The sequence below is a fragment of the Providencia sp. Je.9.19 genome (assembly GCF_051129765.1).
GTDB lineage: Bacteria > Pseudomonadota > Gammaproteobacteria > Enterobacterales > Enterobacteriaceae > Providencia.
Map to the genome: position 1 here is coordinate 513,865 of NZ_JBCPSS010000001.1, position 15,676 is coordinate 529,540.

Here is a 15,676-nt window from a genome sequence, read left to right on the forward strand (position 1 = left end):
AAATAATGAAAAATTATAAGCGCCCTGAATCGGTATTAGTCATTATTACGGCTAAAAATAGCGGTAGGGTGCTTATGATGCGGCGAAAAGATGATCCAGATTTCTGGCAATCAGTTACTGGTAGTCTGGAATTAAATGAAAATACTTATCAAACCGCACTTCGTGAAATAAAAGAAGAGACAGGCTTTGACCCAGAACAAAGCCAGTTACATGATTTGTCTCGTAGTATTATCTTTGAAATCTTCCCCCATTTTAGGCATCGTTATGCACCCGATGTTACGCATTGCAAAGAACATTGGTTTAAAATGGAGCTTAATGAAGAACAAGTGCCATCACTGACTGAACATACTGATTTTCGCTGGTTGAAGCCGCAAGAAGCTGCTAATTTAACCAAATCATGGAGTAACAGTCAGGCTATTTTAGAATTTGCTGTTTAATTATTTTATTGACGTTTTTGGAGATATTTCATGGCAGGTCATAGTAAATGGGCCAATACCAAACACCGTAAAGCGGCACAAGATGCTAAGCGCGGTAAAATTTTTACTAAAATTATTCGTGAGCTTGTTACGGCTGCACGTTTAGGCGGCGGTGATGCGGCAACAAATCCACGCCTGCGTGCTGCAATCGATAAAGCATTATCAAATAACATGACTCGTGACACGTTAAACCGTGCAATTGCGCGTGGTGTAGGTAGTGACGATAACGATAATATGGAAACCATCATCTATGAAGGCTATGGTCCTGGTGGTACTGCGGTCATGGTTGAATGTTTAAGTGATAACCGCAATCGTACTGTATCTGAAGTGCGTCATGCGTTTACTAAAACTGGTGGTAACCTCGGTACTGATGGTTCTGTTTCTTATCTCTTCACTAAGCGTGGCGTGATAACGTATGCGCCGGGTGTTGATGAAGATGCATTGATGGATGCAGCTCTTGAAGCAGGTGCTGATGATGTTGAAACTTATGATGATGGCGCAATTGATGTTTACACTACACCAGAAACATTTGGTGAAGTTAAAGATGCGCTTGATGCAGCTGGTTTCACGAGTGAAGCTGCCGAGGTATCTTTGATACCATCAACGAAAGCTGAACTTGATGCTGAAACGGCTCCAAAACTACTGCGTCTGATCGATATGCTCGAAGATTCTGATGATGTACAGGAAGTTTACCATAACGGTGATATTTCTGATGAGGTCGCTGAGCTGCTTTAATACGGATGAATTCGTATGGTTTAGCCATTGTCATTAAGAAGCACTCGCGTAGAGAAAGCGGGCTGGTATCAGCCTGTTTTCTCTAACGCCGCCATAATTTCCATTCTCTTTTTATTTATCATTCATACCCAAATATCTTATAAAAACAGTGCTTATCTAAACAATTACAGTGTTTGTTGTGATGATGATTAGATATAGATAAGATGATTAGATAAACAATAAGCAACATCAATAGGTTTAACATGGCGATTATTTTAGGTATTGACCCAGGTTCTCGTGTGACGGGATATGGTGTTATTCGTCAACAGGGTAGGCAATTGCTATATATGGGTAGCGGATGTATTCGTACTCAGGTTGATGATTTACCAAGCCGCCTGCAACGTATTTATGCGGGAGTCTCGGAAATAATCACCCAGTATCAGCCGGATGTTTTGTCAATAGAACAAGTTTTTATGGCAAAAAATGCCGATTCAGCGCTTAAATTAGGACAGGCTAGAGGCGTGGCTATTGTTGCCGCCGCGAACCAAAATATTCCTGTATTTGAATATGCTGCACGTCAAGTTAAACAAACCGTTGTTGGTACGGGTTCAGCAGAAAAAAGCCAAGTACAACATATGGTTAAATCGATATTAAAATTATCGGCTAGCCCACAGTCAGATGCCGCGGATGCACTAGCGATTGCCATTACGTATTGCCACTTTAATCAAAATTTATTAAGAGTTGGCGATCCCCGACTGGTATTAACCCGCGGACGATTAAGATAATATCTGGATATGCATCCAGTATTATTTGTGGTATAAACAGCATATTAATAACAATATATTGATAACAACATACATAAACTGCCAGGGCATTGCTTTAGTCTTATTTTGTTATACTTCAGCTGGCGTTACTTGGCATGCTTTATCATGGTTATAGTATTAAACTGAGGGTATCAGCGTGATTGGTCGTTTACGAGGCATCATTTTAGAGAAGCAACCACCATTAGTTTTATTAGAGCTACAAGGTGTTGGCTATGAAGTTCATATGCCAATGACCTGTTTCTATGAACTTCCTGACATTGGCCAAGAAGCCATCGTTTTTACCCATTTTGTGGTACGTGAAGATGCCCAGTTACTGTATGGCTTTAACGATAAACAAGAACGTGCTTTGTTTAAAGAATTAATTAAAGTGAATGGGGTAGGTCCAAAATTAGCTCTCGCCATTTTATCCGGTATGTCGGCACAACAATTTGTGTCTGCTATCGAACACGAAGCAATTTCTTCTTTGGTTAAACTGCCGGGCATTGGTAAAAAAACAGCAGAACGCTTAGTGGTCGAAATGAAAGATCGCTTCAAAGGCTTGAATGGCGACTTATTCAACCAAACGAGTGATATCACTTTACCTAATGTAAACAGTCGAGTACCAAGTACTTCGGATATTGAGGCTGAAGCTGCGGCAGCATTGATTGCATTGGGTTATAAACCGCAAGAAGCCAGCCGTATGGTGAGTAAAATAGCGAAGCCGGGTAGTGATTCTGAAACATTGATCCGTGATGCTTTACGTGCCGCACTTTGATTAAGAGAATAAAACGATGATTGAAGCAGATCGCCTGATTACAGCAGAAGTCTTGCACAGTGAAGAAGAAGCGATTGACCGTGCGATTAGACCTAAACTGCTCGGCGAGTATATTGGGCAGCCGCAGGTTAAAGAGCAAATGGAAATATTCATCCAAGCAACTAAAATGCGCGGGGATGCCCTTGATCATCTATTAATTTTTGGCCCTCCAGGGTTAGGTAAAACTACTTTGGCTGGGATTGTAGCAAATGAGCTTGGTGTTAACTTTAGAACAACTTCAGGCCCTGTCCTCGAAAAAGCAGGCGATCTTGCAGCAATGTTGACTAACTTAGAGCCGCATGATGTTTTATTTATTGATGAAATTCACCGGTTATCACCTGTTGTTGAAGAAATACTGTATCCGGCGATGGAAGATTATCAGCTGGATATTATGATTGGTGAAGGTCCCGCTGCACGCTCAATAAAAATAGACTTGCCTCCTTTTACATTAATTGGCGCAACAACCCGTGCAGGTTCATTAACATCACCGCTTAGAGACAGATTTGGTATTGTACAGCGTTTAGAGTTTTACCAAGTGGATGACTTGCAACATATCGTGAAACGTAGTGCCCAATATATGGGACTTGATATTAGTGAAGAGGGTGCTTTGCAAGTAGCAAAGCGTTCTCGAGGAACCCCAAGGATCACTAATCGCCTGTTACGGCGAGTGCGTGATTTCGCTCAAGTTAAAGGTGATGGCACTATTGATAACGCTATCGCTAACCAAGCTCTGGATATGCTAAATGTTGATGCGGCTGGTTTTGATTATTTAGATCGTAAATTATTGGTCGCGATTATCGATAAATTCATGGGTGGACCTGTGGGGGTTGATAATCTTGCTGCTGCGATTGGTGAAGAGCGTGAAACCATTGAAGATGTGTTAGAACCTTATTTAATACAACAAGGTTTTATACAGCGTACCCCTCGGGGACGAATTGCGACAGCCCATGCTTATTTGCATTTTGGTTTAACGCCAAAAGTAATTTAAGTATAAATTAAAACGCCCTAATTCATGATTGAAATAGGGCGTAAGGTCATTGTAAGATCTAACTATTAATTATATTTATTAATTTTTAGCTTTAACAAATAAACTAAATACAAATAGTACTGCGGAGGTTAATACGACGGAAGGCCCCGCAGGCGTGTCGTAGAAAGCTGAAAAAGTTAATCCCCCGGTCACTGAGAGCATCCCGATCAATACCGCAATCGAGGCCATTTGTTCAGGTGTTCTGGCAAATCGGCGCGCGGTTGCTGCTGGGATGATTAATAATGATGTAATGATCAGTGCCCCGACAAATTTCATTGCAATACCAATAGTTAATGCCGTCACTAACATGAGTAACAAACGTAACCTTTGGACATTGATGCCATCGACAAACGCTAATTCAGAACTCACCGTAATGGATAAAAGCGCCCGCCAACGCCAAAAAAGCAACCCGCAAACGACAACAACCCCTATCAATATAGTGATAATATCTTCATAAGTTACTGAGAGTAGGTCACCGAATAAATAAGCCATTAAATCAACACGGACATTAGCCATTAGACTAACAACCACTAGGCCTAATGATAAGGAACTGTGAGCCATGATACCAAGTAAGGTATCAACAGCAAGTTGAGGGCGTTTTTCTAACCAAACTAAGATAACTGCTAATAATAAGGTAACAACAATAACGGCGTAAAATGGGTTTATATTGAGTAGTAGCCCAAATGCAACGCCTAATAAAGATGCGTGGGCGAGGGTATCACCAAAATAAGACATGCGACGCCAAACGACAAATGAACCTAAAGGACCTGCAGCAATTGCCAGTAACATACCGGCTATCCAACCCGGTAAAAGTAACTCAATCATGTTTGCAGTCCTTGCTGTGTTGATGCGGTGCGATAACATTACCTTCTAAATCATGTTGATGGTTATGCTGATGACGATAAACTCCCAGTTGCTGGGCGCCTCGATAGCCAAACATTGCGACAAATTCAGGGTGATTTGACACTACATCAGGGGCACCAGAGCAACAAATGTGGCCGTTAATACACAGGACTTTATCTGTTTTTGCCATCACTAAATGTAAATCATGGGAAACCATAAGTACGGCACAACCAAGCTCTGTTCTGAGTTGATTTATTAAGTCATAGAGTGCGACTTGGCCTGTTATATCGACACCTTGTGCAGGTTCATCAAGAACCAGTAAATCAGGTTTATTGAGAAGAGCGCGGGCAAGTAAAACCCGTTGGGTTTCGCCACCGGATAATTTTTGCATTGGTTGATTGATTAAATGGGTGGCTTTCATGCGTTCAAGTGCAGGTAATAAATGCTCTGAACGTACACCAAGCTTTAACATCATAAATCGTTTTACGGTTAGAGGGAGTGTGGTATCTAAATGTAGTTTCTGTGGTACATAGCCAATTGAGAGCGATGAGGCTCTTTCAATTGTGCCTGACGTGGGCGCTAATAAGCCCAAGACAACGCGAACAATCGTTGATTTCCCTGCGCCATTGGGTCCAAGTAAGGTCACAATTTCACCTTTATTGAGTTCAAAAGTGACATTGTTGAGAACTTCTTTTTCACCAAATGAAACAGATATTTTATTTAAATTAAGTAATGGTTGCATATGAAAAACATCTTGCAGAAATCATGTTGTGTTATATTATAACATTTCAAAATTAAAATCACGGAAAAAGACCACAATGACACATATTTCAAAAAATAACGCACGTAAATTGGTATTAGGCGCTATTGCGAGCTCAGTATTAAGTGCAACGATGGTTTCAACGGCAAGCGCGGATGTGGTCGCTTCTCTTCGTCCTTTAGCCTTTATCGCAGCTGGTATTGCTGATGGTGTCACTGAAACTCAAGTATTACTGCCAGACGGTGCTTCTCCGCATGATTATGCACTCAAACCTTCTGATTTGAAAAAAATTAAACAAGCAGACCTTTTTGTTTGGGTCGGACCAGAAATGGAGATGTTTTTACAGAAACCAATCAATACGTTAGCGCAGAATAAACGGTTGGCACTTGCTGAGCAGCCAAATATCAAAGCCTTGTTAATGGCTGAAAATCAAGAGGATGAAGATAGTCATTCTCATACGGATGAAGCCAATCATGACAGCGATCACGAACATCATCACCATGGTGAGTATAATATGCACATCTGGTTATCACCGGAAATTGCAAATTTTGCTGCGCAAGACATTTATGAACGATTACTAGTGCTTTATCCTGATCAAAAAGAGAAGCTGGACGTAAACCTTCGTAAATTCAAAGAAAATATGACGCAAAACGATGAGAAAATTGTTAATATTTTAGAGCCAGCTAAAAACAAAGGTTATTTCGTTTTTCACGATGCTTATGGCTACTTTGAAAAACACTATCAATTGGCTCCTTTGGGGCATTTTACGATAAACCCAGAAATTCAGCCTGGTGCGCAGAAATTACATCAAATACGAACTCAACTGGTTGAGCATAAAGCCAAATGTGTTTTTGCTGAGCCACAATTCAGGCCCGCAGTCATTGAAAGCGTAGCTCGAAATACGGGAGTCAAAATGGGTACTCTCGACCCACTTGGTAGTGGGCTGGTAATAGGACCAGATAGCTATATGCAGTTTCTGACACAACTGTCAGAACAGTACGCGAGCTGCCTGAATTAGAATAGAAGGAATTTTTTAAGTGCAGCAAATGGCTAAAAGTCTAGCCCAGGTGTATGGAAGCCTATCTAGAACTCACAAAATTGTACTAAGTGCGCTCACCGTAGCGACAATGGCCGTCGCAATATGGCGGCCAGTTCATATTCCAACAACGACTGAAAATGACGGTACCCCTGACACCGTCATTCCTCTCGCATTATTACCCGCTAATGATGCTACTGATGATATTATTCAAGATAGTAGTGATCAATTACCTGATGAGGGTGTTGCAGATTCAGATACTGATGCAGCCGATGGTGATGGTACGCCTATTCCTCATGAATATGTTGTCGCCAGTGGTGATAATTTAACCAGTATATTGACTCAATTTGGTATTGAAGCTGGCGACGTTGCTATGCTTTCTAATCAACACAAATCATTGCGTAACATGAAGATTGGTCAAACGCTTAATTGGGCATTGACCGAACAAGGTGAGTTACAGTCATTAACTTGGGAAGTTTCTCGTCGTGAAGTTCGCGTGTTTAACCGAATTGGCGCAACGAATAAGTTTGAAGAAGTAAAAGAAATCCGTACCGGCGAATGGACTAATAGTGTTCTAAATGGCTCGGTAGATGGTTCTTTTGCTCAAAGTACGAATAAAGCAGGCTTAACCCGCAATGAAGGCCGTGAAGTGATTAAAGCCCTTCAATGGCAGGTTGATTTTCGCAAATTGAAAAAAGGCGATAAATTCAGTGTATTGATGAGCCGTGAAATACTCAATGGCCGTAGTGAACAAAGCCAATTGGTGGGTGTTCGTCTTCAAACTAATGGCAAAAGTTATTATGCATTTCGTGCTGAAGATGGTCGATACTATGATAGTGAAGGTAATGGCTTAGAGCGTGGTTTCTTACGTTCACCTACGGCTAAACAATTTAGAGTATCTTCACAGTTTAATCCACGCCGAGTCAATCCTGTTACGGGAAGAGTTGCTCCGCATAAAGGTGTTGATTTTGCCATGCCAGTTGGTACGCCAGTACTTGCTGTTGGTGATGGTGAGGTGATTGTTTCTAAATACAGTGGCGCTGCGGGTAATTTTATAGCGATCCGCCATGGCCGACAATATACAACTCGTTATATGCACTTACGTCAATTATTGGTTAAACCCGGCCAAAAAGTAAAACGTGGTGATCGTATTGCACTTTCAGGCAATACAGGACGCTCTACGGGGCCTCATCTGCATTTTGAAATGTGGGTCAACCAACAAGCGGTTAATCCTCTTACAGCGAAACTGCCGAACTCTGGTGGTTTAACGGGGAAAGAACGTAAAGAGTATTTAGCATTAGTGAAAGAAAACAAACCACAACTCAAACTATAATAGTTTAACTCTTAATCACAACATAATTGGCAGGTACTTGTATCTGCCAATTTTCTTTGTAATGCTTTCGCAAATTATTACGATACACTATAAGAAGATAGCGATTATTCACTTGGATACAGCATGAATAAAGATAAAGACACTGACAGTAAAAAAGGCTATGTGCCAACATTTCACCCCTCATATTTGCTACCTAAATATTGGGGCGTATGGGCAGGAGCTGCTATTTTTGTCGGGCTCGCCTATATACCTGTCAAGGTTAGAGACCCAATGCTGGCTAAAATTGGTAAATGGGTAGGTAAATTGGCAAAAAGTGCACGACGTCGCGCTAAAATTAATTTACTTTATTGCTTCCCTCAGCAGTCAGAAGAGCAGAGAGAACAGCTTGTTGATAGGATGTTTGAAACTGCGCCTCAATCTTTTGTTATGCTCGCTGAGCTGTGTGTTCGTGGTGCTGATAGGACATTAGCGAGAACACAGTGGCATAATAAAGAAATCATCGAACAGTTACAGCAACAGCAAAGTAATGTAATTTTTATGGTACCGCACGGTTGGGCTGTGGATGCACCTGCAATGTTACTTGCTGCTAGTGGCCAAAATATGGCAGCGATGTTTCATCACCAAAAAAACCCAGTTGCTGACTATTTATGGAATAAAGCGCGTTATCACTTTGGTGGGCGTTTGCATTCAAGAGAAGCAGGAATCAAACCTTTTATTGCGTCTGTAAGGCAAGGGTATTGGGGATTTTACCTCCCAGATCAAGATCACGGTGAAGAGCATAGTGAATTTGTGGATTTTTTTGCTACCTATAAGGCGACTTTACCGGCAGTTGGCCGTTTGATGAAAGTTTGCAAAGCTAAAATTGTGCCTTTATTTCCTGTTTATGATCATAAAACACATCAGTTACATATCTATATACGTGAACCTATGGATGATATTGATGGTAAAGATGACGAATATATTGCACGCAGAATGAATGAAGAGCTTGAATATCTCGTTTCGCCAAATCCAGAACAATATACATGGATATTAAAGCTATTAAAGACGCGTAAAGAGGGAGAATTAGAGCCTTATCAGCGCAAAGATTTATATTGATAGCTTCAAATTATAATTAAAATACCTTAAACCACGATAGTTAAATTTAATTGTCGTGGTTTTTTATGTGGAAAATAATAAATAACAAAATAGAAATTACAATGATTCAAAATGAGATTATATTTATTATTATACTAGTTATTAATAGTTAACATTTTCAAGATGTAAATTTTTAAGATGGTAATTGATAAAAATTAACACGTCAATTTATTAGCATGATTAAAGCAGAGTGTTATATTTTAGGTGAGTGCTAATGTTAAGAATTTATAGTGGTGTGATTCATTCATAACGTAGTAATTAATAGCACAATAATTATTAACAGTTAAAAATTCATTTATAGGAATTGTTATGAGTATTTTAAAAAAAATGCTGATCGGAATAGGGATGGCATTAGCGGTAATAAACGGATCAACAGTTTTTGCTTTCGGTACTATTCATTTTACCGGTGAAATAACAGAACAAGCTTGTACAGTTGATAGTAGTTCCAAAGACCTTCATGTCGACCTTGGTAAAATTTCATCTAAGAATTTAAGTGTACAGGGGGAATTAGCGGGTCTGAAAGATTTTACAATAAAGTTAACTGATTGCCCTGAGAATTCAGCGGTGACAGTCAGATTTGGCGGGAACCGTGATCCTAATGACCAAGACCTTTTAGCGATAAACTCTGTCGAAGGTGCTGCTAAGAACGTGGGTATTGCTATATTTGAAAAGGATGCGGTTTCACAAATAAAGCTTTATGATGATTCAAAAGAAATCATCTTCACGAGTGCAAATATTGATTTAGATTATACCGCACGATATAAAGCAACGGGTGTTGTAACAGCTGGTTCTGCAAATAGCAGTGCTGTTTATAGTGTTCAGTATCAATAATTATTTTAGGGTAACCTAGGTTACCCTACAGTTATATTTTATGAAGACTATTTTATGAAAATAATATCAACATTTCTCTATTTTATTTTAATATTAATTATACCTTTCGCTCAGGCTTCAGGAGTAAGTATAGGGGGAACTCGTTTTATTTATGAAATCAATAAACGTGAAATTAATATTCCTATTTTTAATGGAGATAAAGAAAAACCCTATTTAATTCAAAGTTGGGTATCTTCATTTGATAATAATACAAAGTCTCCTTTTATTGCTATGCCACCTTTATTTAGGATTGAACCAAATAGTCATGGTTCAGCACGCATTTCATATATTGGTGAGCCATTAGGGGCTAATCAGGAGAAACTTTATTTACTTAATGTAAAAGCGATACCACCTAAAGAGGGCAATGCTGAAAATGAGTTACAGATAATTATTAATTCACAATTCAAGTTATTTTTAAGATCACAAGATATGGTTCCGATTGATTTTGAACAGGTTAAAATAGTTAAAAAATCGGATGGTATAATGATAAATAATCAGACTCCGTACCATTTATCGATTAAAAAAATATTAATTGATGGTAAGAAAGCTAAAGGTATTGGGATCGTTTATCCCTTTAAGAATGACTATATCCTTAAAATAAAAACCACCGATAAAAATTTAATTGAGGTTAAGTTTATTAATGATTATGGTGCTATTGTGGTTAAAAAATAAGAGTATATAAAATGTTGGCATCTAAATTTAATTTCATCACTATATATTATATAGTTATAATTGTTATAGGTATTTTCTCACATACTAATAATACCAATGCTGAGGACATATTTGACATTAATTCTATTAATATAGGTACTGATAGCCGAGTGGCTGATATTAATAACTTAGAGTATCTTTCATATGTAGGAGGACAGCTTCCTGGAGCATATTATGTTGATGTTTTTTTAAATAAAAAGAAAGTGGATAATAAAAAGATTATTTTTAAAGCTGACTATATTAATAAAAAACTTAGACCTGAAGTTACTAAAAGTATGCTAATTAATTGGGGGGTGAAAAACTTCGCTAGTATAGAGTTTAGTAAAAAGGATATGAATGAAAATATAGATAATTTTGATTCTATAATGTTAGGATCTAACTATCATTATGATTTTTTACTTAATCGATTAGATATTATTATTCCACAAATAGGATTGAAAAGTGTGAGTCGTGGATATATTGATGATAAAGAATGGAATGATGGAATTAATGCTTTATTTTCTAACTATTTAATTAGATATGACAAGAAATGGAATAAAGTTAGATTTAATCACGCTATACAAAATAGCACTTATACTTTTATTGGCTTAAGAAGTGGATTAAATTATGAACAGTGGAGATTACGGAATCATAGTACCTATAGCCATGGTATGAATGGAAACTATTGGCATAATTTGCAAACCTATTTGGAGCGCGATATTCGATTAATAAAAAGCCATTTAATCTTAGGTGAAACGGCATCTGACAATGGCATAATGAAAAGTCATTCTTATTATGGTGTTAAACTTGTATCGAATGAAAATATGTTACCGCAAAGTCAACGTGGATTTGCGCCAATTATAATGGGGATCGCGCAAAGTAATGCGCTAATTGTCGTTCGGCAAAATGGCCATATTATTTATCAAACATCAGTGCCTCCCGGTAAGTTTGCACTTAATGATTTATACCCAACTTCAAGTAGTGGGGATTTAAACATTACAATTGAGGAAGCTAACGGTGCAACACGTTCTTATATACAGCCTTTTTCTACTGTACCTATGATGCAAAGAGCTGGCTCACTAAAGTACAGTATTGATATTGGGAAATATAATGTTAGCAGCGCTAAGCGTAAACCTAATTTTATACAAGCTAGTGCATTATATGGACTACCTTACAACGTTTCCCTATATGGTGGGTTTATTATTTCAAAAGATTATCAGGCTTACAGTATCGGATCAGGACTGAATTTAGGCCGAATTGGTGCTATTTCTGCTGATATTACCCATGCTACTACTCAACTATGTAATAATATTAACGCGAGTGGCCAGTCTTATCGTGTGAATTATTCAAAGTACTTACCGAAAATCGGTACTGCATTTTCATTAGCATCGTATCGTTATTCAACCGATAGTTATTATGACTTTTCAACATCAAACAATAATGGCTATGAGAGTGGAAGAAAAAAACAACAAATTCAATTATCAGTATCACAGTCTCTCGCTGATATTGGATATTTATCGCTTAATGGCTATCAACAATATTATTGGGATAAATATGCAATAGATAAAAATTTAACACTGAGCTTCAGTGGCTATTATAATAGGGTAAATTATGGTATTTCTTATTCATATCATCAACAAGATAACGATAAATCAAATGACGAAATACTTTCTTTAAATTTTCATATTCCCTTTGATTTGGCGAAAAAAAATAATTGGTTAACTTACAATTACAATACCAGTAAAAAAGGTGATTTAATGAGTGCTGTGAGTATGAGTGGAACGAGTTTAGTAAATAATAATCTCCAATATGATATTTCCCAAAAATATAATCATAACCGGAAAGAATACAGTAATTCTGTGGATATTAATTATTTCGTATCGTTTGGTGACTATAATGCGGCTTATCATTATGACCCACGTTATCATTCAGTTAATTTAGCGGCTACAGGGGCATTATTATTTCACTCGGATGGTCTAACAGCTGGACGTACTATGTATGATGCAGCCGTATTAATTAAAGCAAAAGGTATTAACAATCTAAAAATAAATAATGGACAATCGCTTTATACCGATATTTTTGGTTATGCTGTTATTCCGTCAGTTACGGGTTATGAGCGTAATCAAATTAGTATAGATACTGCAACACTTAGCGCAAATGATGATGTAGGAAAAAATACGATAACAATAGTACCTACACAAGGTGCAATTGTGCTTGCAGATTTTGAAGCAAAACGCGGCGCACGAATTTTATTGAAATTATCTTATCAAGGTAAATTGATTGCCTTTGGTTCATTGGTATCTGTCTTTACTAATGGAAAGCTCATCACTAATGGGATCGTTGCAAATGATGGTGAGGTTTATTTAAGTGGTATTCCTAAAGAGCATCACATAGTTGTTAAGTGGGGAGCGAAAGATGAACAACAGTGTGGATTATCGGTGCCACTTTCATTAGATATTGGTGAAATTCAATTCATTGAGCGAATGTGTCAATAAGAGGCTGTTATGATAAAATTAGGTTCTGCTAGTTGTGTATTGGCTTTTATATATTCTCAATTAGCGCATGCAGAATTTAGCGCTAATGTTAAATCCAAGTTTAGTGCTGAATTTACATCACGAACAGTACCTATATTATCACCTATTTATGTACCAAGAACGGCACCGATTAATAGCTATTTAGATTCTGTTGATTTAGGAACATACACGCCTTGGGTTTGGTGGAATGCGACCGGAATGACTGAGGTTGGCATTTATTTACCGGTTATTGTTGGAGCAGATACAAGAATGTTAGGAGGCGCTTATGTCAAAGAGATAAATCGCTCAGGTATTGGATTTGTATTATATGGTAGCGTTAATTCTCCCTGTTCTGGTGGCGCTTACGTAGATGGTGTAAATACCAAAGATGATAATCTAAGTAATCGTATTCTTTGTGGCACAATGAGTCGTTCTAATTATTATTCGGTGACGTTAAGAGCTGCATTTTACAAGATCAGAGATCGCGTTCAAACTCAAATATTACCAAGCACACGAGCTGCTATGTTAGTGCTATATAATAATGGTTTTATTACTTCAGATAGTAATGGAAATCTAGAACCTAACATCTGGATGGGACCTATAAATGTGGTATCGGGTGGCTGTGACATTATTAATAAAACAATTACAGTTCCGTTCGGTAAAGTGGATAAATCAACTTTTTTTGGGGTTGGTTCAACAAGTGCTAACAGCCAACGTCACTTTCAAATTAATTTAGATTGCGACCCTATATCGCCGATTAAAATTACCTTTATTGGTACTGCGGATTTGAATAAAACACCAGGAACTATCGCATTAAATGATCCTAATGGCAGCCACACGGCAAAAGGATATGGGATACAAATAAAATATAATAACCAGCCGATTAAATTAAACCAACAAATGACAATTTTAGAATCCAATAATACTGGACAATATAGCATTCCACTTGAAGCGTCTTATATTCAAACCTCGTCGATAATGAAGTCAGGCAAAGCAAATGGCACGTTGCAGTTTAACATGCAATATCACTAAACTGATTAGATTCAAAATATCGAAAAATATTTATTTGAGTCGGGCAAGATTAGAAAAAATGCAGTAAAAAGAAAAGAAGTAGGGGAGCTATTGCTAGCCCCCCTAGATTAGTTATATTGGCTTACTATTTCGTTTATTTATTCGACTTCTAATATGCGGCAGGTATTGGTACTACCGATAGTACCCATCAAGTCACCTTGGGTGACAAGTACAAGGTCGCCTGTCATTAGATAGCCGTTATCACGTAAACGAGTTACCGCTTCGTTTGCAGCTGCAATTCCATCGGTATGGGTGCTACAAAATACAGGGGTCACACCACGATAAAGTGAACATTGGTTTAAGGTTTTTTCGTGGCGAGACATAGCAAAAATAGGTAAACCTGAACTGATACGTGACATCATACGTGCTGTACGGCCAGACTCCGTCATTGCAATAATTGCTTTAACCCCTTTAAGGTGGTTTGCAGCATACATAGTTGACATGGCTATCGCATCTTCAGGGCTGTTAAACTCTGCATCTAAGCGGTGTTTAGAGATATTTAGACCTGGCATTTTTTCTGCGCCAAAACAAACCTGAGCCATTGCTGCTACGGTTTCTGCTGGGTATTGACCTGCAGCAGTTTCTGCCGAAAGCATGACGGCATCTGTGCCATCCAAAACGGCGTTAGCAACGTCCATAACTTCAGCACGCGTTGGCATCGGATTAGTAATCATCGATTCCATCATTTGTGTCGCAGTAATCACAACACGGTTTAATTGACGTGAACGGCGGATTAATTTTTTCTGTACTGCGACAAGCTCAGGATCGCCAATTTCAACACCTAAATCGCCACGGGCAACCATAACAACATCAGATGCAAGGATCACTTCGTCCATGATTTCATCAGTAGCAACCGCTTCTGCTCGCTCAACTTTTGCGACAATTTGGCATTCACAGCCTGCATCACGCGCTAATCGACGTGCATAGTTTAAATCTTCACCTGAGCGAGGGAAAGAAACCGCTAAATAATCAACATTAATTTTTGCGGCTGTTTTGATGTCTTCTTTATCTTTTTCAGTTAATGCTTCAGCAGAAAGACCACCACCTAATTTGTTGATGCCTTTATTATTTGATAGTTGGCCACCAACAGTGACTTCAGTGAAGACTTGTAACCCTTGAACTTCACGTACTTTTAATTGAACGCGGCCATCATCAAGTAATAAAATATCACCAGGTACAACATCAGCAGGAAGGCCTTTATAGTCGATACCGACTTTTTGTTGGTCACCTTCACCTTTACCTAAGTTTGCATCTAATGTGAATTTGTCACCAATATTGAGGAAAACCTTACCATCTTTAAAGGTTGAAACACGAATTTTTGGTCCCTGTAAATCACCGAGAATAGCAACGTGGCGACCCAATCTAGCGGCGATTTCACGCACTTTATTAGCGCGAATAATGTGGTCTTCTGGAGTTCCGTGAGAGAAATTAAGGCGAACAACATTAGCACCAGCATTAATGATTTTTTCGAGGTTATTATCGCGATCAGTAGCTGGACCTAGTGTTGTAACAATTTTAGTTCTTCTAAGGCGTCTAGACATGTATTACTCCGTTGACCTGTAATGGTACTGATAAAAGGATGAAACCGTTTC

Annotated in this window: 15 protein-coding genes; 12 read left to right on the top strand and 3 right to left on the bottom strand. The window is 38.4% G+C overall.

Translation table 11 applies throughout. From position 1 onward, the window contains the following. Positions 1 to 5: 5 nt before the first annotated feature. The 5 genes from nudB (at position 6) to ruvB (ending at position 3,795) form a co-directional block, all read left to right on the top strand. Positions 6 to 437 (top strand): dihydroneopterin triphosphate diphosphatase, encoded by a 432-nt coding sequence (gene nudB, locus AAZR93_RS02520; protein ID WP_434718877.1) that lies wholly within the window; start codon positions 6 to 8, stop codon positions 435 to 437. 30 nt (positions 438 to 467) lie between these two features. Continuing rightward, positions 468 to 1,211, top strand: a complete 744-nt coding sequence (locus tag AAZR93_RS02525; RefSeq protein ID WP_294103427.1) for a YebC/PmpR family DNA-binding transcriptional regulator — start codon at positions 468 to 470, stop codon at positions 1,209 to 1,211. 242 nt (positions 1,212 to 1,453) lie between these two features. Further along, positions 1,454 to 1,975: a crossover junction endodeoxyribonuclease RuvC gene (gene ruvC / locus AAZR93_RS02530; protein ID WP_294103429.1), complete on the top strand. Its 522-nt coding sequence runs from the start codon at positions 1,454 to 1,456 to the stop codon at positions 1,973 to 1,975. Positions 1,976 to 2,150: 175 nt separating this feature from the next. Continuing rightward, entirely contained in the window at positions 2,151 to 2,768 is a 618-nt protein-coding gene (ruvA, locus tag AAZR93_RS02535) for a Holliday junction branch migration protein RuvA (RefSeq protein ID WP_434718878.1), read from the top strand. 16 nt (positions 2,769 to 2,784) lie between these two features. Next, positions 2,785 to 3,795, top strand: a complete 1,011-nt coding sequence (gene ruvB / locus AAZR93_RS02540; RefSeq protein ID WP_294103433.1) for a Holliday junction branch migration DNA helicase RuvB — start codon at positions 2,785 to 2,787, stop codon at positions 3,793 to 3,795. A gap of 78 nt (positions 3,796 to 3,873) precedes the next feature. On the opposite strand, the gene znuB is transcribed toward ruvB, so the two are convergent. Both znuB and znuC read right to left on the bottom strand, forming a co-directional pair. Then, positions 3,874 to 4,659: a zinc ABC transporter permease subunit ZnuB gene (gene znuB / locus AAZR93_RS02545; protein WP_294103435.1), complete on the bottom strand. Its 786-nt coding sequence runs from the start codon at positions 4,657 to 4,659 to the stop codon at positions 3,874 to 3,876. Further along, complete coding sequence (gene znuC, locus AAZR93_RS02550; protein ID WP_336428989.1) at positions 4,652 to 5,419, bottom strand: zinc ABC transporter ATP-binding protein ZnuC; 768 nt, start codon at positions 5,417 to 5,419, stop codon at positions 4,652 to 4,654. The genes znuB and znuC overlap by 8 nt, the downstream gene beginning before the upstream one ends. A 76-nt stretch (positions 5,420 to 5,495) precedes the next feature. On the opposite strand from znuC, the gene znuA reads away from it, so the two are divergent. From znuA to AAZR93_RS02585, 7 genes are all read left to right on the top strand, one after another. Beyond that, the gene (gene znuA / locus AAZR93_RS02555) at positions 5,496 to 6,455 is read left to right on the top strand and encodes a zinc ABC transporter substrate-binding protein ZnuA (protein WP_434718879.1); all 960 of its coding nucleotides are present in this window, start codon (positions 5,496 to 5,498) and stop codon (positions 6,453 to 6,455) included. 19 nt (positions 6,456 to 6,474) lie between these two features. Beyond that, positions 6,475 to 7,806, top strand: a complete 1,332-nt coding sequence (mepM, locus tag AAZR93_RS02560) for a murein DD-endopeptidase MepM (protein WP_434718880.1) — start codon at positions 6,475 to 6,477, stop codon at positions 7,804 to 7,806. Between the two features lie 123 nt (positions 7,807 to 7,929). After that, positions 7,930 to 8,901 carry a lauroyl-Kdo(2)-lipid IV(A) myristoyltransferase gene (lpxM, locus tag AAZR93_RS02565; protein ID WP_336428990.1) on the top strand — a complete coding sequence of 324 codons (972 nt, stop codon included), beginning with the start codon at positions 7,930 to 7,932 and terminating at the stop codon, positions 8,899 to 8,901. 348 nt (positions 8,902 to 9,249) lie between these two features. Continuing rightward, positions 9,250 to 9,771 carry a fimbrial protein gene (locus AAZR93_RS02570; protein ID WP_294103443.1) on the top strand — a complete coding sequence of 174 codons (522 nt, stop codon included), beginning with the start codon at positions 9,250 to 9,252 and terminating at the stop codon, positions 9,769 to 9,771. Positions 9,772 to 9,825: 54 nt separating this feature from the next. Beyond that, entirely contained in the window at positions 9,826 to 10,482 is a 657-nt protein-coding gene (locus AAZR93_RS02575) for a fimbrial biogenesis chaperone (RefSeq protein ID WP_434718881.1), read from the top strand. Between the two features lie 11 nt (positions 10,483 to 10,493). Further along, positions 10,494 to 12,995, top strand: a complete 2,502-nt coding sequence (locus AAZR93_RS02580) for a fimbria/pilus outer membrane usher protein (RefSeq protein ID WP_434718882.1) — start codon at positions 10,494 to 10,496, stop codon at positions 12,993 to 12,995. A gap of 9 nt (positions 12,996 to 13,004) precedes the next feature. Beyond that, positions 13,005 to 14,045, top strand: coding sequence for a fimbrial protein (locus AAZR93_RS02585; RefSeq protein WP_434718883.1), 1,041 nt, complete (start codon positions 13,005 to 13,007; stop codon positions 14,043 to 14,045). 137 nt (positions 14,046 to 14,182) lie between these two features. Here the strand turns inward: AAZR93_RS02585 and pyk are convergent, their stop codons facing one another. After that, positions 14,183 to 15,625 (bottom strand): pyruvate kinase, encoded by a 1,443-nt coding sequence (gene pyk / locus AAZR93_RS02590; protein ID WP_294103451.1) that lies wholly within the window; start codon positions 15,623 to 15,625, stop codon positions 14,183 to 14,185. Positions 15,626 to 15,676 lie beyond the last annotated feature (51 nt).